This window comes from Citrobacter sp. Cm038 (assembly GCF_030333105.1).
Classification (GTDB): domain Bacteria; phylum Pseudomonadota; class Gammaproteobacteria; order Enterobacterales; family Enterobacteriaceae; genus Citrobacter; species Citrobacter murliniae.
The window spans coordinates 93,393-114,152 of sequence record NZ_JAOWGO010000016.1 but is presented as its reverse complement, the minus strand read 5'-3'; the positions used below and the strand labels follow the sequence as shown (position 1 = coordinate 114,152).

The window sequence follows — 20,760 nt, the reverse complement described above, 5'->3', positions numbered from 1 at the left end:
AATTAGCGGTCCACATCTGACATAACAAAATCGATACTACCCAGATGGACGATCAGGTCGGACACCAGGCTGCCACGTACCGCTACCGGAATCTGCTGCAGATGCGCAAAGCTCGGCGTACGGATACGAGTACGGTAACTCATGGTGCTGCCATCGCTGGTCAGGTAGTAACTGTTGATACCCTTGGTCGCTTCAACCATCTGGAAGGACTCGTTCGCCGGCATGACCGGACCCCACGATACTTGCAGGAAGTGGGTGATCAGGGTTTCGATATGTTGAAGCGTGCGCTCTTTCGGTGGCGGCGTGGTCAGCGGGTGATCCGCTTTGAACGGGCCTTCCGGCATGTTGTTGAGGCACTGCTCAAGGATGCGCAGACTCTGACGCAGTTCTTCAACTTTCAGCATTACGCGGGTATAGCAGTCGGATACACCACCACCAACCGGCACTTCAAAGTCAAAGTTTTCGTAGCCAGAGTACGGACGTGATTTACGCACGTCGAAATCAACACCTGTCGCACGCAACGCGGCACCGGTACAACCCCAGTCCAGCGCTTCTTTCTTGCCGTAAGCGGCAACGCCCTGCGAACGACCTTTCAGGATGGTGTTACGCAGCGCCGCTTTCTCGTAAGAATCCAGACGCTTCGGCATCCAGTCCAGGAAATCACGCAGCAGTTTGTCCCAACCGCGCGGCAGATCGTGCGCAACACCGCCAATACGGAACCAGGCCGGGTGCATACGGAAACCCGTGATCGCTTCCACCACGTCATAGATTTTTTGACGGTCGGTAAAGGCGAAGAATACCGGAGTCATTGCGCCGACGTCCTGAATAAACGTCGAGATATACAACAGGTGGCTATTGATACGGAACAGTTCGGAAAGCATTACGCGAATCACGTTGACACGATCCGGTACGGTAATGCCCGCCAGTTTTTCTACCGCCAGCACATAAGGCATTTCGTTGACACAGCCGCCGAGATATTCGATACGGTCAGTGTACGGAATGTAGCTGTGCCAGGACTGACGTTCACCCATCTTTTCAGCACCACGATGGTGGTAACCGATGTCAGGCACACAGTCGACAATTTCTTCGCCATCAAGCTGCAGAACAATACGGAATGCACCGTGAGAAGACGGGTGGTTAGGACCGAGGTTGAGGAACATAAAGTCCTCATTTTCGGTACTACGCTTCATGCCCCACTCTTCAGGTTTGAAGGTCAGTGATTCCATTTCCAGATCCTGCTTGGCTTTGGTCAGCTCAAACGGATCGAATTCAGTGGCACGCGCCGGGTAATCTTTACGCAGCGGATGTCCCTGCCAGGTATGAGGCATCAGCAGGCGCGTCAGGTGCGGGTGGCCTTCGATATCGATGCCAAACATTTCCCAGGTTTCGCGCTCATACCAGTTAGCGTTCGGGAACAGTTTGGTGAAAGTCGGTACGCGTAGATCGTTTTCAGACAATGCCACCTTGAGCATGATATCGCGATTGCGTTCAATGGAGATCAGGTGATAGAAAACGGAAAAATCCGCGGCAGGTAACCCTTCGCGGTGCGTACGCAGACGTTCGTCCATGCCGTGTAAGTCAAACAGCATGACGTAAGGTTTCGGCAGTCTCTTTAAGAAATCGCCAACTTCCAGTAATTGTTCACGCTTGACCCAAACAACGGGTACCCCGGTGCGAGTCGCCTGAACGGTAAAGGCATCCGGCCCAAAACGGTTGCGCAGTTCGCCAATGACCGGGTCATCGAGATGATCCCGTGTCTGCCATGCAGGTTCTTGCGCGGTTAAGTCGGTCATATTGTTCACCATTGCAAATGGTCCGTGGTGGTCGGCAGTGCTTCGCGCTATTTATGTAGTAATAAGCGAAGGAAGTGCTGCTGCCGACAGGCGCATATTAAATCTCGTCTGGTGTACGAAGATTCGTTACAGCAATACGTTCGCCGCGCTTACGCTCGCGCTCTGACTGCATATTGGCGCGATAAACGCCCTGATCGCCAACCACCCAAGAGAGCGGACGGCGTTCTTTGCCAATGGAGTCTTGCAGCAGCATTAGCGCCTGCATATACGCTTCCGGGCGCGGCGGACATCCCGGGATGTACACATCTACCGGAATAAATTTATCAACGCCCTGCACGACAGAGTAGATATCGTACATACCGCCGGAGTTAGCGCATGCGCCCATGGAAATAACCCATTTTGGTTCCAGCATCTGATCGTAGAGGCGCTGAATAACCGGGGCCATTTTGGTAAAGCAAGTTCCGGCCACAACCATCAGGTCAGCCTGACGCGGAGAAGCACGCAGTACTTCCGCACCAAAGCGGGCCACATCATGCACGGCGGTAAACGAGGTCACCATCTCAACGTAGCAGCAGGAAAGGCCAAAGTTGTATGGCCAAATTGAGTTTTTACGGCCCCAGTTAACCATGTCATGCAGTTTGCCCATGAACACGTTTTTGTTAACTTCTTGCTCCAGGGGGTCGGTTACGATCTCCTGTTTTTGCAGGGGGTAACGGTCGTTCTCACCGTTAGGATCTATGCGGGTGAGCGTATAATCCATCTTAATGCCTCGCGGTTAGCGTTGACGATTAGCGATACTGTTCGTTTCCGGGTTCATACGCTCGCGGCGTGAACGCGCGGGCGTCCAGTCCAGCGCGCCAATACGCACCAGATAAACCAGACCTGCCAGTAACACAAAAATAAAAATTGCAGCTTCCACAAAGCCAATCCAGCCGCTTTCACGGATAGAAGTTGACCATGCGAACAGATACAGCGCTTCAACGTCGAAGATAACGAAGAACATGGCTACCAGATAAAACTTGGCAGACAGGCGCAGGCGGGCGGTGCCGACCGAGTCGATACCTGATTCAAACGGCACGTTTTTAGATCTCGCGCGCGCGCGACCACCTAAAAACCAGCCGCCAACAAGCATCAGGCAGCACAGGCCAATGGCAACAATAAGAAAGATAGCGAATGCCCAGTGATGAGCGATGATTTCAGTGGATGTTGACATACTCATTGCTTACTCATCAAAAGTAGCGCCAAATTCTCTGCTCTTTTCGGCAGATGAACGCCACATCGATTCATGGGGAGGAATAAAAAAAACCTTACAATCACTGTAGAAAATCATTTAAACAGCCAATTGATGGGGTTTTTTACTCCTTTCTATAACCTTTTGTCAACTTTAACAAAAGTTCCCTCACATTATTTTACACCAATCCAATTTCATTAACATAAAGTGCTATTTAGACTAATTTCGATCGTTTCATTAGTCATTTTCAATGTTGTTGAATCGTGTCCGTAGTGAAGTAAAAAAGATAATACTGCTCTATTTTGACAGGATTTCACTCAGATGCCTCCCCCTAAATGGGAGTATTTTCTTGATCTGTGACACGCTTTTGTTAATTCACCATAAAAAACAGCAACAATTTCTCTAGTTTTTTAACATAGAAACAGATGACACTCCTGTTGTTTGTTTTTCATTCAATTTTAAGGCAAGTTTTTTACCGGCTGATTTTGTTAAGTTTTAGTATACAAAATGGTATCAAGCGCCATTATTTGTATAAAAAAAGAGCCGCTGGATGTTTTTTCACCATTAGCGGCTCTTTTTTACACTTACATTTTATAACGATTATTTGTGACACATTACTCAAAGTCACCTTCAACGATCAGCGAATCATCTCCCCCTTCGGGAGTAAACTGGTTGTATTGCCAGGGGTTTTGATATGTCTGCATCGACTTAAAGATAACCTGAGCCAATTCATTTTTCGTGGTGGGATCGCAGCACAACAGGTATTCCGTTTCAGGTAACGGCGGTAGCCCGTCCACAGCCCCGAGAACGCGCAGGTCCGGACTCATCATTTCTACCGGACGAGCAGTGACGCCCAGTCCCGCTTTCACCGCAGCACGAACCGCTGGTAATGTTGATGCTACATAGGCCAGACGCCACGGGATCTGTGCGGCATTCAGTGTCTCCAGTACGATATCCCGAAACGGACTAGGATCGTCGAGCAGAACCAGAGGAACTGGTTCGCCTTTTTGCAGGATATACTCAGCCGCGCAATACCAGTGTGTCGGTGAGGTGCGCAGATTCAGGCACTCAAAATCACCTGGACGGTTGGTGGTGACCACCAGATCCACTTCCTGCGACTTCAACATATCCACCATGTAAGCGTTACGCTTCACTCTCACATCAAGAGCAAGCTTCGGATATACCGAGCTTATTCGATTGAGCAGGAAAGGCAGTATTGTATCGGCCGATTCATCGGAAGCGCCGATAGTTAACACTCCCTGAAGATTGTTAAACATTAATGATGAGCAGGCCTCATCATTAAAACGCAGTATTTTTCTGGCGTAACCCAAAAGCTGAATACCATGTTCAGTCAGCAGTTTGTTGCGACCATGGCGCGCGAACAACTCTTTCCCCACTAGTTGTTCAAGGCGTTGCATTTGCTGACTCACCGCAGACTGTGTGCGACATACCGCAGCAGCCGCAGCCGCGAAGGTATTCAGGTCGGCAACAGCAACGAAGGTTCTCAGCAGATCGAGGTCGAGGTTAATTATCGGACGATTTGCATTTATCATAATTTTTCACTTACTCGCGGGTCATACCGGGTTAATGCTGTGCATTCAGAAACAAACAATTCCATTTGTAATGTGCTTCCCTCGCAGTTTCACTTAGTGTAACCAAGTGAAAATAAGGATGTATTTGGTGTACAAACGAAACAATTCTCTTTCTGCGCTTTATAATATCCGGGACTCTAATCGGAATATAGTAACGAGAAACAGTCAATTTTTTAGCTTTTGAATGATTCTGACTAATGGGGAAACATGTAAATTTTGTAAATATTGAAAATAGTTAGCAAACATTAATTTACACATTAAAAGCCAAATTTTCAGTATGTTAGAAACAATCAACCAACATGAGAATTATCGCAAAACACGTACCGCACACCATTTCATGAGACTTATCTTAACCTAAAACCACTATATTTATAAGTGTTATCGTGAATAATTCGAAGCAAAATGGTGTTATCTTGAACTTGCGCTTTTACTATTATTAACGCATTCAATAAATGCTGTTTAAATATTAAATAATAATTAATTAAGACTGACACTATTCATTAATTATACTTAACAATAGATTCACACCCTGCCGTTGGCGGATCATACCGATAACAGTCGGACAGCATCAGGACTCAGTATTTTCGAATTACGCCATTTGAGTGATGAGACGATTGCAGACCGCCTGGCCCATCTAACTATTTTTAACCAGACAAATCACCACCACCAAAGGATAACTACAAAATAAAAACCCATTAAATACATTATTAATAGAATTAAGCACTATAATTAATATATTAATTAGTCGTTAACAGTGAATTATAACTTCATGCCGGATCGAAATCTTCTACTAAAGACCCTTCAAAACTCACCGTCGTGGGAGTACATTGTTCTGTGCTGACTTCCACGGCAGGGAGTGGCATTCACAGCTAAAAAGGTCAAGATTCATGTCCCCCATTGAAAAATCCAGCAAATTAGAAAATGTCTGTTATGACATTCGTGGCCCGGTTCTGAAGGAAGCAAAGCGCCTGGAAGAAGAAGGCAATAAAGTTCTAAAACTGAATATCGGCAACCCCGCGCCATTCGGATTTGAAGCGCCAGATGAGATTCTGGTTGATGTGATCCGCAATTTACCAACAGCGCAGGGATATTGCGACTCCAAAGGCCTTTATTCCGCCCGTAAAGCGATCATGCAACATTACCAGGCTCGTGGAATGCGCGATGTTACCGTCGAAGACATCTATATTGGTAACGGCGTTTCCGAGTTGATAGTCCAGGCGATGCAGGCGTTGTTGAACAGTGGGGACGAAATGCTGGTACCTGCGCCCGATTATCCGCTGTGGACAGCTGCGGTATCGCTCTCCGGCGGTAACGCCGTGCATTACCTGTGCGATGAGTCTTCAGACTGGTTCCCGGATCTGGATGATATTCGCGCCAAAATCACCCCACGCACGCGTGGGATCGTCATCATCAACCCGAACAACCCCACCGGTGCCGTTTATTCCAAAGAACTGCTGATGGAGATTGTTGAGATTGCGCGCCAGAACAATCTTATTATCTTTGCCGACGAAATTTACGACAAGATCCTCTATGATGACGCCGAGCACCATTCGATCGCCGCAATGGCTCCGGACCTGCTGACCATCACCTTTAACGGCCTGTCAAAAACCTACCGTGTTGCTGGTTTCCGCCAGGGCTGGATGGTGCTGAATGGACCGAAGAAACATGCCAAAGGGTATATCGAAGGTCTTGAAATGCTGGCATCTATGCGTTTGTGCGCCAACGTTCCTGCACAGCATGCCATCCAGACCGCACTGGGAGGCTACCAAAGCATTAGCGAATTCATCATGCCGGGCGGACGCCTGTATGAACAGCGCAATCGTGCCTGGGAATTGCTGAACGATATTCCCGGCGTCTCCTGCGTCAAACCGCGCGGCGCACTGTATATGTTCCCAAAAATTGATGCGAAGCGGTTCAATATTCATGACGACCAGAAGATGGTGCTCGATTTCCTGCTCCAGGAAAAAGTCCTGCTGGTACAGGGAACCGCATTCAACTGGCCGTGGCCGGACCACTTCCGTATCGTAACGCTGCCGCGTATTGACGATATCGAAATGTCGCTGAGTAAATTCGAACGTTTCCTGTCAGGCTATCGTCAATTGTAATAACGTTGAGCGCCGCCGGGATTTGCATCCGGCGGCACTCTCTGCGCACAATACCTTTACTGAAGTCACTGAGTAAGGGTCGTTATGAAGCAGAGCCATTTTTTTGCCCACCTCTCCCGTCTGAAGCTCATTAATCGCTGGCCATTGATGCGCAACGTGCGCACCGAAAATGTGTCTGAGCATAGCCTGCAGGTTGCGATGGTTGCTCATGCGCTGGCCGCTATCAAGAATCGTAAATTTGGTGGTCAGGTTAATGCCGAACGCATTGCCCTGCTGGCGATGTACCACGATGCTTCCGAAGTGCTGACCGGTGATCTCCCTACCCCGGTTAAATATTTCAACTCGCAAATCGCTCAGGAATATAAAGCCATTGAGAAAATTGCCCAGCAGAAGCTGGTCGATATGGTCCCAGATGAGCTGCGTGATATTTTTGCGCCATTAATTGATGAACACGCTTACAGCGATGAAGAGAAATCTATTGTTAAACAGGCCGATGCCCTTTGCGCTTATCTGAAGTGTCTGGAGGAACTCTCGGCCGGTAACAACGAATTTTTGCTGGCGAAAACACGACTGGAAAAAACACTGGAGTCACGTCGTAGCGAAGAGATGGATTATTTTATGGATATGTTCGTGCCAAGTTTCCACTTATCTCTTGACGAGATTAGTCAGGATTCTCCGCTATAAGACGCGTTGCCAGATAGCGTAAAGGCGTTGTTGGCCCGGTAGCGCAACGCCACCGGGCCATACCATCCGTCAAAACGGGAACAGCATCGGGATCATTACTACGCACACCGCCATGACAATAACCGTAAATGGCACACCAATCTTCACGAAGTCGCTGAAAGTGTAGTTTCCCGGTCCCAGCACCAGCGTGTTGACCGGTGAGGAGACCGGCGTCATAAAGGCCGCGGATGCCGCCATCGCAACCCCCATCGCAAAAGGATACGGCGAAACCCCCATAGACTTCGCTGCCGCCAGCGCAATTGGTGCCATCAGAACTGCCGTCGCGGTATTTGAGATAAATAATCCAATGGTTGCACACAGTACGAACAGGCAACCCAGCATCATGTACGGGCCATACCCTCCACCGACATCCATCAACCCTTTCACCACCAGATCGACACCGCCTGTTTTTTGCAGGGCCAGCGCAAAAGGCATCATCCCGACAATCAAGATAATACTCGGCCAGTGAATCGCTTTATACGCGCTCTCAGCATCAATACAACGGAATTTGCCCATCAGCAGGCACGCGATGAGAGCGGCAACCGTGTTTGGTATTTCATCGGTCAGCATCAGAGCGACCATAAGAACCAGGCAGAAAATCGCATGCGGTGCCTGACTGTGTGCCGGGGAAGCTTCACTCACTTCCACTGGCATATTCAGCACCACAAAGTCACGCCCCTTTTTCCCCATCAAGGCAATGACCTTCCAGTTTCCCACTACCAGAATAATATCCCCCATCAGCAGCGGCTCATCCACAACCGCCCCGGCAAGCGCAGTACCATCACGCTTTAATCCAACAACATTCAGCCCATAACGGGTACGAAATCCTATTTCCCGTACCGTTTTACCAATTAACTCCGATTCCGGGATCAGTGAAATCTCAGCCATGCCAACATCAAGCGCCTGTTCGGAGAAATATTCACCACGCAGCACCATTGGCTCCAGCAGTTGTTCGCTACAAAATTCACGCAAATCCACATCGGCAGCGGACATGTCTATCAACAAAACATCACGCGCCCGAAACTCAGAAACCCCGTTAACGTCCACGATAACGCGACGAAAGCGACGCCAGCGTTCAACGCCAATCACATTCGCCCCGTAACGTTCACGTAATTTAAGGTCATCCAGGCGCTGGCCAATCATCGGCGATCCAGGACGAATAGCCAGCCGACGGGCACGCCCGGTGAGGCGATATTCTTTAATGAGATCGCGAAAGGTCCGGCGTTTCCATCCGTCACCCTGCTGCCCGGCAACGTCCCCTTTGAGCATAAAACGCATCAACAGCATATAAATAATGCCGAGTACGAGAACAACCAGCCCCAGAGGCGTAACGCTGAAGAAACTGAAGCCGTTAAGCCCTTCACGCAGCAACTCACTGTTAACGACTAGGTTAGGTGGTGTTGCCACCAACGTCATCATCCCGCTGATCAATCCGGCAAAGCTCAGCGGCATCATCAGGCGTGAGGGGGATATTTGCATGCGCATGGATACGCTTAAGACAACCGGAATAAAAATGGCGACCACGCCGGTAGAGCTCATAAATGCCCCGAGACCGGCAACGGTTATCATCAACAGCACCAGCATTTTGACTTCGCTACTGCCGGCGACCTTAACCAACCAGGCCCCCATCACCGTCGCCACCCCGGTACGCACCAGGCCGTCGCCAATAATAAATAAGGCCGCTATCAAAATAACGTTAGGATCGCTAAAACCGGAAAAAGCTTCTGTGATGCTCAGTGTTCCACTCAGAACAAAGGCAATAATAACCAGCAAAGCGACCGCGTCCATACGCACTCTGCCAGTTGCAAACAAAACGACGGCGATAGCCAACAATGAGAGAACCCATACCAATTCACCGTTCACAACATATCCTTGTTAAATGAGAGGGATAGACCGATTCTGCCATAAAAAAGCCCCAACAATCTGGGGCTAAATCACGATCAGGTATTTCTTACAACGCTCACATTTCCGTTAGGTTGTTTGGTCACGGAAATATGTTCCAGACTGGTCAGCGAAAAGTCGACCTCATCCAGACGCGGTGTGTCTGCGGGGGCATTCACGGCAATAACATGACACCCTGCCGCCAGACCAGAGAGCACACCAGCTGGCGCATCCTCTACAACAGCACACTCTCGCGGTGCAAGGCCGAGCAGTTGCGCTCCCAAAAGATATGCATCTGGCTCCGGCTTACCTCTTTTTACCCGTTCGGCAGTGACAAACACTTCAGGGGCCGGCAGACCCGCGACACGATGACGTGCCCGCGCCACCGGCATTGATCCGGAGGTCACTATCGCCCACGGGATCCCCGCTTTATTGAGGTGATTCAGTAAATCAACCGCCCCGGGTAGTGCGATGATCCCGTCAGTCTCAGTCGCCTCTATTTGCTCCAGGCGCGTAAACTCCGCTGCGATCTCCGCTTCGGATTTCCCGACCATAAAGTGCCGCAGAGAGGTTATCGCCTGCTTGCCATGAATAAAGCCCAGCACTTCGTCGTGATCAAGGCCAAAACGATCGGCCCAGTTACACCATGCACGTTCTACTGCTGGTAAGGAATCGACAAGCGTTCCATCCAGATCAAACAGAAAGCCTTTGCACTGCACGCTCGCCCCCTCAGGCATTAATGATTTGGTTAATTTCGTTCGCGCTCAGGTGATACTGACGTGGGCAAGAGTGCCAGACATTCAGCATGCGCTGATATTTTTCCCACATTGGCGTCTGGGCGTTGAAGCCATGCGTACCCGCATCAAAATGGGTATAACGCCCTTCTACATTGACCATAAAACGAACGTATCCCAGGAAGCGCGCTTCCGTTGCGGCATCAAAGCCGAGGAACGTGACGCGACGTTCGTCAATAGTCTGCGCGTCTTTAAGGTTAGTCCAGGAGACGTGCAATGCATGATACATCTCCATAATATCGATAATTGTGCGACAGGTTTCTTCCGTCAGCTCGCCAAACTCACGATCAAGCTCGCGCATCTGTAAACCGTAACCGCGTTCAATAATCGTCTGCAAACGACGATAGCGTTCGGCATTACCAGGATCGAGCATAGTCATCATTTTGTACTGGTTGGACAAAATAAGACGTTGAGCGTTGGTCATTTCCATTTGGGACTCCTGTATCACTACTGCTGCAATGAAAAAAAGAAGGCATCTTGTGCCTTCTTTTATATGCGTAATCCGGGGTCAATTACAAATCATCAAGAAAAGTTTTATCCAGTTGTTTGAAGGCGCGCTTAAGCGTGTCAGCTAGCGCCTGATAATCCGGCTTTCCTTCCACCGGTGCCAGCGCTTGTCCGGCCTCTTGTAATTTTCCCCGAACCTCATAGAACCAGTTGAGTATGGATGGTGGCAACGGCGTGACAGAACGTTTACCTAACCACCACATACCCTGCATCGGCAGGCTAAGCGCAAACAATGCGGTCGCCACAGCCGGTCCCAACTGCCCCCCCAGCGCAATTTGCCAGCATAAGGTAAATACGGCGATAGGCGGCATAAAACGGGTAGCATAACGCGTCATGCGAATCACGCGGTTCTCAACAAATACTGGCGCAAGGCGCTTTTCCATCGGCCACGTCTTTGCGTAGTGCTGCCCCCGGCGAAACAAACTGAAAAAATTTACGGAGCGATTATCCGGTGTCGACATGGCGGTTACCTCAACTTCACATATAAAATTTAAAAAATTTGTGCAAAACAACAACTACAGAGGACATCGTTCAAAACATTTTGTCTTCGATACCCACAATCAGGTATCCTGTGTCGGCCTGTAAGGCCTTTAGTCCAAAATCATTGAGTCGTCAAACTGGCATACAGTATGCCATTGGCTGAAAATTACGCAAAATGACATAGACTCAAAGGTATTTATTCCATCGTGCCCAAAAAGACAATGGCGCATGATGTTAATCATAAACGTCGGTGTCATCATGCGCTACGCTCTATGACTCCCTGACGTTTTTTTAGCCACGTATCATAAATAGGTACTTCCATGTCGAGTAAGTTAGTACTGGTTCTGAACTGCGGTAGCTCCTCACTGAAATTTGCCATCATCGATGCAGTAAACGGTGAAGAATACCTTTCTGGTTTAGCCGAATGTTTCCATCTCCCAGAAGCACGTATCAAGTGGAAAATGGACGGCGGTAAACAAGAAGCGGCTTTAGGTGCAGGCGCCGCTCACAGTGAAGCGCTGAACTTCATCGTTAACACTATTCTGGCACAAAAACCGGAATTGTCTGCGCAACTGACCGCAATTGGTCACCGTATCGTACACGGCGGCGAGAAGTATACCAGCTCCGTGGTTATCGACGATTCCGTTATCCAGGGCATCAAAGATTCTGCCTCTTTCGCACCGCTGCATAACCCGGCTCACCTGATCGGTATTGCTGAAGCGCTGAAATCCTTCCCGAATCTGAAAGATAAAAACGTGGCTGTGTTTGACACTGCGTTCCATCAGACTATGCCGGAAGAATCTTACCTCTACGCCCTGCCGTACAGCCTGTACAAAGAACACGGCGTTCGTCGTTACGGCGCGCACGGTACCAGCCACTTCTTCGTAACTCAGGAAGCGGCAAAAATGCTGAACAAACCGGTTGATGAACTGAACATCATCACTTGCCACCTGGGCAACGGCGGTTCTGTATCTGCTATCCGTAACGGTAAATGTGTTGATACCTCCATGGGTCTGACCCCGCTGGAAGGTCTGGTGATGGGTACACGTTCCGGTGACATCGACCCGGCGATCATCTTCCACCTGCACGACACGCTGGGCATGAGCGTTGACGCTATCAACAAAATGCTGACTAAAGAGTCCGGCCTGCTCGGCCTGACCGAAGTCACCAGCGACTGCCGTTATGTTGAAGACAACTACACCACCAAAGAAGACGCTAAACGTGCAATGGACGTTTACTGCCACCGTCTGGCGAAATACATCGGTTCTTACACTGCGCTGATGGATGGTCGTCTGGATGCGGTTGTCTTCACCGGTGGTATTGGTGAGAACGCAGCGATGGTTCGTGAACTGTCTCTGGGCAAACTGGGCGTTCTGGGCTTTGAAGTTGACCACGAACGTAACCTGGCCGCACGTTTCGGCAAATCTGGTTTCATCAACAAAGAAGGTACCCGTCCTGCGGTGGTTATCCCAACCAACGAAGAACTGGTTATCGCGCAAGACGCGAGCCGTCTGACTGCCTGATTTCACACCGCCAGCCTAGCTGGCGGTGCTGTTTTGTAACCCGCCACATGTCGGCGGTAACGAAAGAGGATAAACCGTGTCCCGTATTATTATGCTGATCCCTACCGGAACCAGCGTCGGCCTGACCAGCGTCAGCCTTGGCGTTATCCGCGCAATGGAACGCAAAGGCGTTCGTCTGAGCGTCTTTAAGCCGATTGCTCAACCGCGTGCCGGTGGCGATGCGCCAGACCAGACCACCGCTATCGTACGTGCTAACTCTTCTTTACCAGCTGCTGAGCCGCTGAAGATGAGCCACGTTGAATCTCTGCTCTCCAGCAATCAGAAAGATGTGCTGATGGAAGAGATCATCGCGAATTACCACGCGAACACCAAAGATGCAGAAGTCGTACTGGTTGAAGGCCTGGTCCCAACCCGTAAACATCAGTTCGCACAATCTCTGAACTACGAAATCGCGAAAACGCTGAATGCGGAAATCGTATTCGTTATGTCTCAGGGTACTGACACCCCGGAACAGCTGAACGAGCGTATTGAACTGACTCGCAGCAGCTTCGGCGGCGCAAAAAATACCAACATCACCGGCGTTATCGTTAACAAACTGAACGCACCGGTTGATGAGCAAGGCCGTACTCGCCCGGATCTGTCCGAGATTTTCGACGACTCTTCCAGAGCGAAAGTGATCAAAGTTGATCCGGCTAAACTGCAAGAGTCCAGCCCGCTGCCGGTTCTGGGCGCGGTGCCATGGAGCTTTGACCTGATCGCTACTCGTGCAATCGATATGGCGCGTCACCTGAACGCTACCATCGTTAACGAAGGCGATATCAACACCCGTCGCGTGAAGTCTGTGACTTTCTGCGCACGCAGCATTCCACACATGCTTGAGCACTTCCGTGCTGGTTCTCTGCTGGTGACTTCTGCCGATCGCCCTGATGTGCTGGTTGCAGCATGCCTGGCGGCAATGAACGGCGTTGAAATCGGTGCTCTGCTGCTGACTGGCGGTTACGAGATGGACGCGCGCATCACCAAACTTTGCGAACGTGCATTCGAAACCGGCTTGCCGGTATTTATGGTGAACACCAACACCTGGCAGACCTCTCTGAGCCTGCAGAGCTTCAACCTGGAAGTTCCGGTTGACGATCACGAGCGCATTGAGAAAGTTCAGGAATACGTTGCTAACTATATCAACGCTGACTGGGTTGAATCCCTGACTGCGACCTCTGAGCGCAGCCGTCGTCTGTCTCCGCCAGCGTTCCGCTATCAGTTAACCGAACTGGCTCGTAAAGCCGGTAAACGCGTTGTTCTGCCGGAAGGCGACGAACCGCGTACCGTTAAAGCGGCAGCCATCTGTGCTGAACGTGGTATCGCAACTTGCGTACTGTTGGGTAACCCGGATGAAATCACCCGTGTTGCAGCCTCTCAGGGCGTTGAGCTGGGTGCTGGCGTAGAAATCGTTGACCCGGATGTGGTTCGCGAAAGCTACGTTGCTCGTCTGGTCGAACTGCGTAAAAACAAAGGGATGACCGAAACCGTTGCCCGCGAACAGCTGGAAGACAACGTGGTTCTCGGTACCCTGATGCTGGAACAGGACGATGTTGACGGTCTGGTTTCTGGTGCTGTTCACACCACAGCGAACACCATTCGCCCACCGCTGCAGCTGATCAAAACTGCACCGGGTAGCTCTCTGGTATCTTCTGTGTTCTTCATGCTGCTGCCGGATCAGGTATACGTTTACGGCGACTGCGCGATCAACCCGGATCCGACTGCAGAGCAGCTGGCAGAAATCGCAATTCAGTCTGCAGATTCCGCAGCTGCTTTCGGTATCGAACCGCGCGTAGCGATGCTTTCCTACTCCACCGGTACTTCTGGTGCAGGTAGCGATGTTGAGAAGGTACGTGAAGCAACTCGTCTGGCGCAGGAAAAACGTCCAGACCTGATGATCGATGGCCCGCTGCAGTACGATGCCGCTGTTATGGCTGACGTTGCGAAATCCAAAGCGCCGAACTCTCCGGTTGCGGGTCGCGCTACCGTGTTCATCTTCCCGGATCTGAACACCGGTAACACCACCTACAAAGCGGTACAGCGTTCTGCCGACCTGATCTCCATCGGGCCGATGCTGCAGGGTATGCGCAAGCCGGTGAACGACCTGTCTCGTGGCGCGCTGGTAGACGATATCGTCTACACCATCGCACTGACCGCGATCCAGTCGTCTCAGCAGCAGCAGTAATCTGCTTTGTACGCCAGATGGTGACGTGAACGCGTCCAGTCTGGCCTACAGATAGTGGTTCTTTAAACCGGAAATAGCTGATATTTCCGGTTTTTTTATGCCTGTTATTCCAATTAGTAATTTCTGAAATATTTGCTTAACTGCGCTGCATCAATGAATAACTATTCTCCTGTTTGCATACTTAGCCTCTTTGCTTTGCAACAGGGATAGCTCTTCATGTCTGCAGTAACAGAATCACAACCCGCTAAGAAATGGGCAATGCCCGATACGCTGGTGATCATATTTTTCGTTGCCATTTTAACCAGCCTGGCGACCTGGGTTGTACCCGTCGGCATGTTCGACAGCCAGGAGGTGCAGTACCTGGTTGATGGGCAGACCAAAACCCGGAAAGTGGTCGATCCCCACTCGTTTCGTATACTGACCAACGATGCGGGTGAAGAGCAGTACCATCGGGTTAAGTTTTTCACCACCGGCGATGAAAGTCCCGGACTGATGAACTTTCCGTTTGAAGGTTTAACCTCCGGCTCAAAATTTGGCACTGCCGTTGGCATCATTATGTTTATGCTGGTAATTGGCGGCGCATTTGGCATTGTTATGCGTACAGGAACCATTGATAACGGCATCCTGGCGCTTATCCGTCATACGCGGGGTAACGAGGTCTTGTTTATCCCGGTGCTGTTTATTCTCTTCTCATTAGGTGGTGCTGTATTTGGCATGGGAGAAGAGGCTGTCGCTTTTGCCATTATCATTGCACCGCTCATGGTACGCCTGGGTTACGACAGTATCACCACTGTGCTCGTTACCTACATCGCCACCCAAATTGGCTTTGCCAGCTCGTGGATGAATCCGTTCTGTGTGGTTGTCGCGCAAGGCATTGCGGGTGTACCGGTGCTCTCCGGCTCTGGCCTGCGTATCGTGGTATGGGTCGTTGCGACCCTGATTGGTCTCACTTTCACCCTCGCCTACGCATCACGCATCAAAAAGAATCCTCTACTTTCACGCGTTCATGAATCCGATCGTTTCTTCCGCGAGCAGCAGGATGACGTCGTGGAGCGGCGTTTCACTCTGGGCGACTGGCTGGTATTGTTAGTACTCACCGGCGTGATGATTTGGGTTGTCTGGGGCGTGATTGTCAACGCATGGTTCATTCCTGAAATCGCCAGCCAGTTCTTCACCATGGGTCTGGTGATAGGCATTATTGGCGTTATCTTCCGGCTCAATGGTATGACGGTCAACATTATGGCCTCGTCGTTTACCGAAGGTGCGCGGATGATGATTGCCCCTGCCCTGCTGGTTGGTTTTGCCAAGGGTATTTTACTGCTTGTGGGCAATGGAGAGGCGGGGGATGCCAGTGTGTTAAATACTCTCCTGCACAGTATTGCCAACGGTATCAGCGGTCTCGACAATGCTATCGCTGCATGGTTTATGCTGCTATTTCAGGCAGTATTTAACTTCTTTGTCACCTCCGGCTCAGGCCAGGCGGCGCTGACTATGCCGTTATTGGCGCCTCTCGGTGATTTAGTCGGTGTAAACCGCCAGGTTACCGTTCTCGCTTTCCAGTTTGGTGATGGTTTCAGCCATATTATCTATCCAACATCCGCGTCACTTATGGCGACATTGGGCGTTTGCCGGGTGGACTTCCGCAACTGGTTGAAAGTGGGAGCAACGCTGCTGGGGCTGCTGTTTATTATGTCCAGCGTGGTGGTGATAGGCGCACAGATAATGGGATATCATTAAAAATAAGCCCCTTGTCACCTATGACAAGGGGCGTTCCTTCACATTAATGATTTCGCTGCCTCAACAATCGCCGCGGCGGTGAGTCCATATTCTTCCTGTAAAAAATCCTGTGTCCCAACCTGACCATAACGTTCTTTGACACCAACCCGACGCATCGGTACCGGGCACGTTTCCACCAGCACTTCAGCCACTGCTGACCCCAGTCCATTATGAATACTGTGGTTTTCACAGGTCACAATTCGTCCCGTTTTCTCGGCATAGTTCTTCACCAACATCCTATCGATAGGCTTCAGAGTAAACATATCGATGACTGCCGCATTTACCCCTATGTGCTCCAGTTGTCGTGCGGCTTCCAGCGCTTCTGCAACCATAATCCCGTTGGCTATTAGCGTGACATCTTCGCCTTCGCGTAGAACATTCCCTTTGCCGATCGTAAATGTCGATCCTGGCGCGTAGATACTCGACGCCTGCTTACGGATTGTGCGTACCCAGTAGAAGCCCTCAAGCTCCAGAAGCTGGCGTAAGATATCGTCGAACATCACCGCATCCGTCACTTCCAGTACCACCGAATGCGCCAGGCCGCGCACAATCCCCATATCTTCAAAGGACATGTGCGTACCTCCGTTGTGACAAGCGGTAACCCCGGCATCTGAAGCGATCACCTTCACGTTATTACGCTGATAGTCCAGTGACATAAACAGCTGATCGAAACAACGACGGCTGGCAAATGCAGTGAAAGTGTGCACAAACGGTTTACGCCCCGTTAATGCCAGTCCAGCGGCAGTACCAATCACATTGGCTTCCATGATGCCGCAGTTAATAACGTGCTGCGGGTAATCCCGCGCCACACTGTCCATTGCCATCGAACTCATCAGATCGGCTTCAAGAGCAATAATCGGGCTTCCTGCTGCCACTTCTTTCGCCACGAATCCGGCATATACCTTACGCATCTCTACGTTATCTTTTTGCCCTGCGGGCGCGAGCTTAATCATGCGTGGCCTCCAGATGATGAACGGTTTCATTCAACGCCTGTCTCATTTCTTCCGTCAGACGCAGGTGATGGGAATTGCTGAGATGTTCCAGATATGGCACACCCTGTCCTTTGATACTGTCGAGAATAACAATCCGAGGTCGAGTCTCTTCATTCAGACGCGACTGCACTGCAGTCAGCAGGCCTGCAATATCATCCCCTTTCACCGTGATCGCCTCAAAACCAAAGGCCGTGAATTTGTCCTCCAGGCTAAACGGGCGAATGATGTCATCCAGTTCGCCATCTAACTGTTGTTTATTCCAGTCAACAAACACCGTCAGGTTATTCAGCTTATGGTGCGCAATAAACTGAAACGCCTCCCAGCACTGACCTTCGTTCAGTTCGCCATCGCCAACAATGCAAAATACCCGATTCGGACGCTTTGCCAGCTTATGGGATAACGCCATCCCAGCGGCGATAGATATGCCCTGTCCTAACGAGCCAGTGGTAGCGTCTACACCACGCGTTTTAAGCCTGTCCGGATGGCTGGGCAAACGAGTACCGTTTTGGTTCAGCGTGCTCAATTCTTCAATCGGGAAATACCCCTTGATCGCAAGAGTACTGTACAGTGCCGGCCCCGCATGACCTTTGGATAAGACGAAATAGTCACGTTCCGGCCAGTCCGGATCGGCGGGGTCGATTTTCATCACTGCACCATACAGGACGGCCAACGTTTCCACGACCGACATACTGCCGCCGAAATGGCCAAACCCCAGATGCGTCAGCGATTTCAGCGTGGCGATGCGGATCTCTTTCGCCAGTTGTGTAACTTCATTCACATTCATGATTTGGCTCCATTATTTTCCGGCGCATTACCCGCTGCCGTTCTGTTTTTAGCGAACACGTTCCAGGCAACCAGTAACGCAAAGAGCGCGACAACCAGACCAGTGATAGCGAGAGGGGACAAATAGCGAGCAAGGTTGCCAAGGACAATGCCTACCACACCAAAGTCAGCATCTGAAAAGGTCGTGTTGGCAAAGCCGATTGCACCCAGTACAGGTAGAAGAAGTACGGGCAGGAAAGTGATTAGCAGGCCATTAGCAAAAGCACCAATCATTGCCCCACGACGCCCACCGGTGGCGTTACCAAATACCCCCGCAGTTGCCCCAGTGAAAAAGTGTGGCACCACGCCCGGCAAAATTAACACCAGCTTCATCTGCCCAAGCAAGAACAGCCCCACCAGACCACCGAGAAAGCTGAACAGAAAACCAATTAATACAGCGTTAGGGGCGTAGGGATAGACTACCGGACAGTCAAGTGCAGGGCGGGCATTAGGCACCAGTTTTTCAGAAAAACCGGTAAAGGCCGGCACGATCTCCGCCAGAATCAGGCGCACCCCTTGCAGAATGATAAACACCCCTGCAGCAAAGGTAATTGCCATGATGATGGCGTAAACCAAATAGTTCTGCCCACCACTGAAGGTACTTTCAACGTATTCCCGCCCGGCGCTAATTGCCATAATCAGGTAGATGATCATCATGGTCAGGGAAATAGAGATAGAACTGTCACGCAGAAAGCTTAAATTCTTCGGCAGATTCATCTCTTCTGTTGAGCGAGAGCCTTTACCGCACACGCTTCCAATCCAGCCTGAGAGCACATATCCCAACGTGCCGAAGTGACCGAAAGCAATCTCATCGTTGCCTGTGATACGGCGCATATAACGCTGCGCCAGTGCAGGGAAAAAGGCCATGACCAGCCCGAGAATCAGTGACCCCGTAAAGACCAACCCCGCCCCGTCAAATCCTGCCACAGTCAGGATTACGCCGATCATACAGGCCATATAAAAGGTGTGATGCCCAGTCAAAAAGATATATTTCAATCGAGTAAAACGGGCGACAATAATATTGGCCACCATCCCAAATGCCATAATAAGCGCCGTCGAGGCACCGTATTTTTCTAGCGCAATAGAGACAATCGCTTCGTTATTGGGAATAATACCCTGGATATTAAAAGCGTGCTCAAACATCCCGCCCAATGGATTTAATGAACCAACCAACACGGTAGCCCCACCACCAAGCACAATAAATCCAAGAATAGTTTTAATGGTACCTTTAACAACATCAGAAAAAGCCTTTTTCTGCGCAACCAGGCCAATTAAGGCAATTAATCCTACCAGCACAGAGGGTACTTTCAGTATATCAACAACAAAATTTAGCGTTTCAAGGATAAACATATCCACCTCGCTTTATGCACATGGGCAGTCAAACTGCCGAAATGCAGTCTGAGTGATTACGCACATATACAGTTATTGTTTATCGAACCATGCGCATAGCTGCGCTTCGAGTTCATTGATATCGATAATATTATTAATCACTACCAGTTGTGCTTCTGGTACGCTGGCGCTGGCAGCAATATCTTTAGCCATGACGAACAGGTCGGCGGCCCCTGGCGTGGCGGAGGAGAGATCGGAGTGTTCGACTTCCGCCTCAATATTGAGTTTTTTGAGGACTTTTTTAATATTCATTTCAACCATAAAACTGCTGCCCAGGCCAGAGCCACAAATAGCCATGATTTTCATTGTTATCACCTTTTTAGTAGAGTACACCCGCATCACGCTCACGCGTAATGTTTCATAACATTCAATCTGGACTTAAATCAGAAGCGTGAAATAATTTTTTTAATTTCCTCCCGTGTTGTAGCACTATGTAATTGCGCAAGTTCTTTATCACTTGAAAATAACTCAGCAAGGGCAGAAATCATGGCAATATGGCTGTGTTTATCTGGAGCGGCCAGCATAATAATAATATCAACTGGATCAAACTCTCCTGCACCAAATGAAACACCTTGCTTTAATTTCAGCAGCGACAAACCTAAGTCTTTCGCTCCTTCTTCTGGCCTGGCATGGGGCATCGCAAGACCCGGAGCCAGCACATAATAAGGGCCTAACTTATGGTGCTGCGCGACAATGGCAGTGAGGTAATCAGACGTAATGACTCCCGCATTCAGCAAGGGTCTGGCACAAAGCTCCAGAGCCTGCGGCCAATCCTCTACGCTTTCGCACAGCATAATGGTTCTATCCGTTAACCAGGTACTCAGCACTTTTCCTCCTTAGCATTCGCTTAATATGGACAAACTTTATTCAACCACTGAAACCATATCTGCGATCGTAGTCACAAAGATAGCGCTATCAAAAGATATCGTTC

At 50.1% G+C, this 20,760-nt stretch carries 18 protein-coding genes; 5 read left to right on the top strand and 13 right to left on the bottom strand.

The features are described from left to right. Positions 1–2: 2 nt before the first annotated feature. The 4 genes from nuoC to lrhA all read right to left on the bottom strand — a co-directional run bounded on the left by nuoC (position 3) and on the right by lrhA (position 4,577). Complete coding sequence (nuoC, locus tag OGY01_RS02860) at positions 3–1,805, bottom strand: NADH-quinone oxidoreductase subunit C/D (protein ID WP_286492353.1); 1,803 nt, start codon at positions 1,803–1,805, stop codon at positions 3–5. 85 nt (positions 1,806–1,890) lie between these two features. Further along, a complete protein-coding gene (nuoB, locus tag OGY01_RS02855) occupies positions 1,891–2,553 on the bottom strand; it encodes an NADH-quinone oxidoreductase subunit NuoB (RefSeq protein WP_003028075.1) in 663 nt (220 codons plus the stop codon). A 15-nt stretch (positions 2,554–2,568) separates the two neighbouring features. Then, positions 2,569–3,012, bottom strand: a complete 444-nt coding sequence (gene nuoA / locus OGY01_RS02850; RefSeq protein ID WP_003028077.1) for an NADH-quinone oxidoreductase subunit NuoA — start codon at positions 3,010–3,012, stop codon at positions 2,569–2,571. A 626-nt stretch (positions 3,013–3,638) separates the two neighbouring features. Beyond that, complete coding sequence (gene lrhA, locus OGY01_RS02845) at positions 3,639–4,577, bottom strand: transcriptional regulator LrhA (RefSeq protein WP_045445582.1); 939 nt, start codon at positions 4,575–4,577, stop codon at positions 3,639–3,641. A gap of 926 nt (positions 4,578–5,503) precedes the next feature. Between lrhA and alaA the strand changes: the two genes are divergently transcribed. After that, positions 5,504–6,721 (top strand): alanine transaminase AlaA, encoded by a 1,218-nt coding sequence (gene alaA / locus OGY01_RS02840; protein ID WP_003028082.1) that lies wholly within the window; start codon positions 5,504–5,506, stop codon positions 6,719–6,721. A gap of 84 nt (positions 6,722–6,805) precedes the next feature. Then, positions 6,806–7,405 carry a 5'-deoxynucleotidase gene (yfbR, locus tag OGY01_RS02835; RefSeq protein WP_045445585.1) on the top strand — a complete coding sequence of 200 codons (600 nt, stop codon included), beginning with the start codon at positions 6,806–6,808 and terminating at the stop codon, positions 7,403–7,405. 69 nt (positions 7,406–7,474) lie between these two features. On the opposite strand, the gene OGY01_RS02830 is transcribed toward yfbR, so the two are convergent. The 4 genes from OGY01_RS02830 to yfbV all read right to left on the bottom strand — a co-directional run bounded on the left by OGY01_RS02830 (position 7,475) and on the right by yfbV (position 11,087). Continuing rightward, on the bottom strand, positions 7,475–9,307 hold the full coding sequence (locus OGY01_RS02830; RefSeq protein ID WP_045445588.1) for an SLC13 family permease: 1,833 nt from the start codon (positions 9,305–9,307) through the stop codon (positions 7,475–7,477). Between the two features lie 77 nt (positions 9,308–9,384). Continuing rightward, the gene (locus tag OGY01_RS02825; protein WP_075261759.1) at positions 9,385–10,062 is read right to left on the bottom strand and encodes a sugar phosphatase; all 678 of its coding nucleotides are present in this window, start codon (positions 10,060–10,062) and stop codon (positions 9,385–9,387) included. Beyond that, positions 10,055–10,549: a YfbU family protein gene (locus OGY01_RS02820; RefSeq protein ID WP_045445594.1), complete on the bottom strand. Its 495-nt coding sequence runs from the start codon at positions 10,547–10,549 to the stop codon at positions 10,055–10,057. Before OGY01_RS02820 ends, OGY01_RS02825 begins: the two co-directional genes overlap by 8 nt. A gap of 82 nt (positions 10,550–10,631) precedes the next feature. Continuing rightward, a complete protein-coding gene (yfbV, locus tag OGY01_RS02815) occupies positions 10,632–11,087 on the bottom strand; it encodes a terminus macrodomain insulation protein YfbV (RefSeq protein WP_045445597.1) in 456 nt (151 codons plus the stop codon). Positions 11,088–11,426: 339 nt separating this feature from the next. On the opposite strand from yfbV, the gene ackA reads away from it, so the two are divergent. From ackA to yfcC, 3 genes are all read left to right on the top strand, one after another. Beyond that, positions 11,427–12,629: an acetate kinase gene (ackA, locus tag OGY01_RS02810; protein WP_045445600.1), complete on the top strand. Its 1,203-nt coding sequence runs from the start codon at positions 11,427–11,429 to the stop codon at positions 12,627–12,629. Positions 12,630–12,705: 76 nt separating this feature from the next. Next, on the top strand, positions 12,706–14,850 hold the full coding sequence (gene pta, locus OGY01_RS02805) for a phosphate acetyltransferase (protein WP_045445603.1): 2,145 nt from the start codon (positions 12,706–12,708) through the stop codon (positions 14,848–14,850). Between the two features lie 216 nt (positions 14,851–15,066). Continuing rightward, complete coding sequence (gene yfcC / locus OGY01_RS02800; protein ID WP_286492351.1) at positions 15,067–16,587, top strand: putative basic amino acid antiporter YfcC; 1,521 nt, start codon at positions 15,067–15,069, stop codon at positions 16,585–16,587. A gap of 38 nt (positions 16,588–16,625) precedes the next feature. On the opposite strand, the gene OGY01_RS02795 is transcribed toward yfcC, so the two are convergent. The 5 genes from OGY01_RS02795 to OGY01_RS02775 all read right to left on the bottom strand — a co-directional run bounded on the left by OGY01_RS02795 (position 16,626) and on the right by OGY01_RS02775 (position 20,656). After that, positions 16,626–17,579, bottom strand: coding sequence for a transketolase family protein (locus OGY01_RS02795; protein ID WP_045445608.1), 954 nt, complete (start codon positions 17,577–17,579; stop codon positions 16,626–16,628). Further along, entirely contained in the window at positions 17,572–18,402 is an 831-nt protein-coding gene (locus OGY01_RS02790) for a transketolase (protein ID WP_045445611.1), read from the bottom strand. The genes OGY01_RS02795 and OGY01_RS02790 overlap by 8 nt, the downstream gene beginning before the upstream one ends. Continuing rightward, positions 18,399–19,790 (bottom strand): PTS ascorbate transporter subunit IIC, encoded by a 1,392-nt coding sequence (locus OGY01_RS02785; protein ID WP_048220983.1) that lies wholly within the window; start codon positions 19,788–19,790, stop codon positions 18,399–18,401. Before OGY01_RS02785 ends, OGY01_RS02790 begins: the two co-directional genes overlap by 4 nt. Before the next feature lie 72 nt (positions 19,791–19,862). After that, a complete protein-coding gene (locus tag OGY01_RS02780; RefSeq protein ID WP_045445618.1) occupies positions 19,863–20,135 on the bottom strand; it encodes a PTS sugar transporter subunit IIB in 273 nt (90 codons plus the stop codon). Between the two features lie 77 nt (positions 20,136–20,212). Beyond that, on the bottom strand, positions 20,213–20,656 hold the full coding sequence (locus OGY01_RS02775) for a PTS sugar transporter subunit IIA (protein ID WP_045445621.1): 444 nt from the start codon (positions 20,654–20,656) through the stop codon (positions 20,213–20,215). Positions 20,657–20,760: the final 104 nt, after the last annotated feature.

Coding starts and splice junctions, on each gene's coding strand:
- yfcC (WP_286492351.1), top strand. CDS start 15,067: ATGTCTGCAGTAACAGAATCACAACCCGCTAAGAAATGGGCAATGCCC.
- alaA (WP_003028082.1), top strand. CDS start 5,504: ATGTCCCCCATTGAAAAATCCAGCAAATTAGAAAATGTCTGTTATGAC.
- yfbV (WP_045445597.1), bottom strand. CDS start 11,087: ATGTCGACACCGGATAATCGCTCCGTAAATTTTTTCAGTTTGTTTCGC.
- OGY01_RS02790 (WP_045445611.1), bottom strand. CDS start 18,402: ATGAATGTGAATGAAGTTACACAACTGGCGAAAGAGATCCGCATCGCC.
- lrhA (WP_045445582.1), bottom strand. CDS start 4,577: ATGATAAATGCAAATCGTCCGATAATTAACCTCGACCTCGATCTGCTG.
- OGY01_RS02820 (WP_045445594.1), bottom strand. CDS start 10,549: ATGGAAATGACCAACGCTCAACGTCTTATTTTGTCCAACCAGTACAAA.
- nuoC (WP_286492353.1), bottom strand. CDS start 1,805: ATGGTGAACAATATGACCGACTTAACCGCGCAAGAACCTGCATGGCAG.
- OGY01_RS02825 (WP_075261759.1), bottom strand. CDS start 10,062: ATGCCTGAGGGGGCGAGCGTGCAGTGCAAAGGCTTTCTGTTTGATCTG.
- OGY01_RS02780 (WP_045445618.1), bottom strand. CDS start 20,135: ATGAAAATCATGGCTATTTGTGGCTCTGGCCTGGGCAGCAGTTTTATG.
- OGY01_RS02785 (WP_048220983.1), bottom strand. CDS start 19,790: ATGTTTATCCTTGAAACGCTAAATTTTGTTGTTGATATACTGAAAGTA.
- nuoA (WP_003028077.1), bottom strand. CDS start 3,012: ATGAGTATGTCAACATCCACTGAAATCATCGCTCATCACTGGGCATTC.
- ackA (WP_045445600.1), top strand. CDS start 11,427: ATGTCGAGTAAGTTAGTACTGGTTCTGAACTGCGGTAGCTCCTCACTG.
- yfbR (WP_045445585.1), top strand. CDS start 6,806: ATGAAGCAGAGCCATTTTTTTGCCCACCTCTCCCGTCTGAAGCTCATT.
- nuoB (WP_003028075.1), bottom strand. CDS start 2,553: ATGGATTATACGCTCACCCGCATAGATCCTAACGGTGAGAACGACCGT.
- OGY01_RS02795 (WP_045445608.1), bottom strand. CDS start 17,579: ATGATTAAGCTCGCGCCCGCAGGGCAAAAAGATAACGTAGAGATGCGT.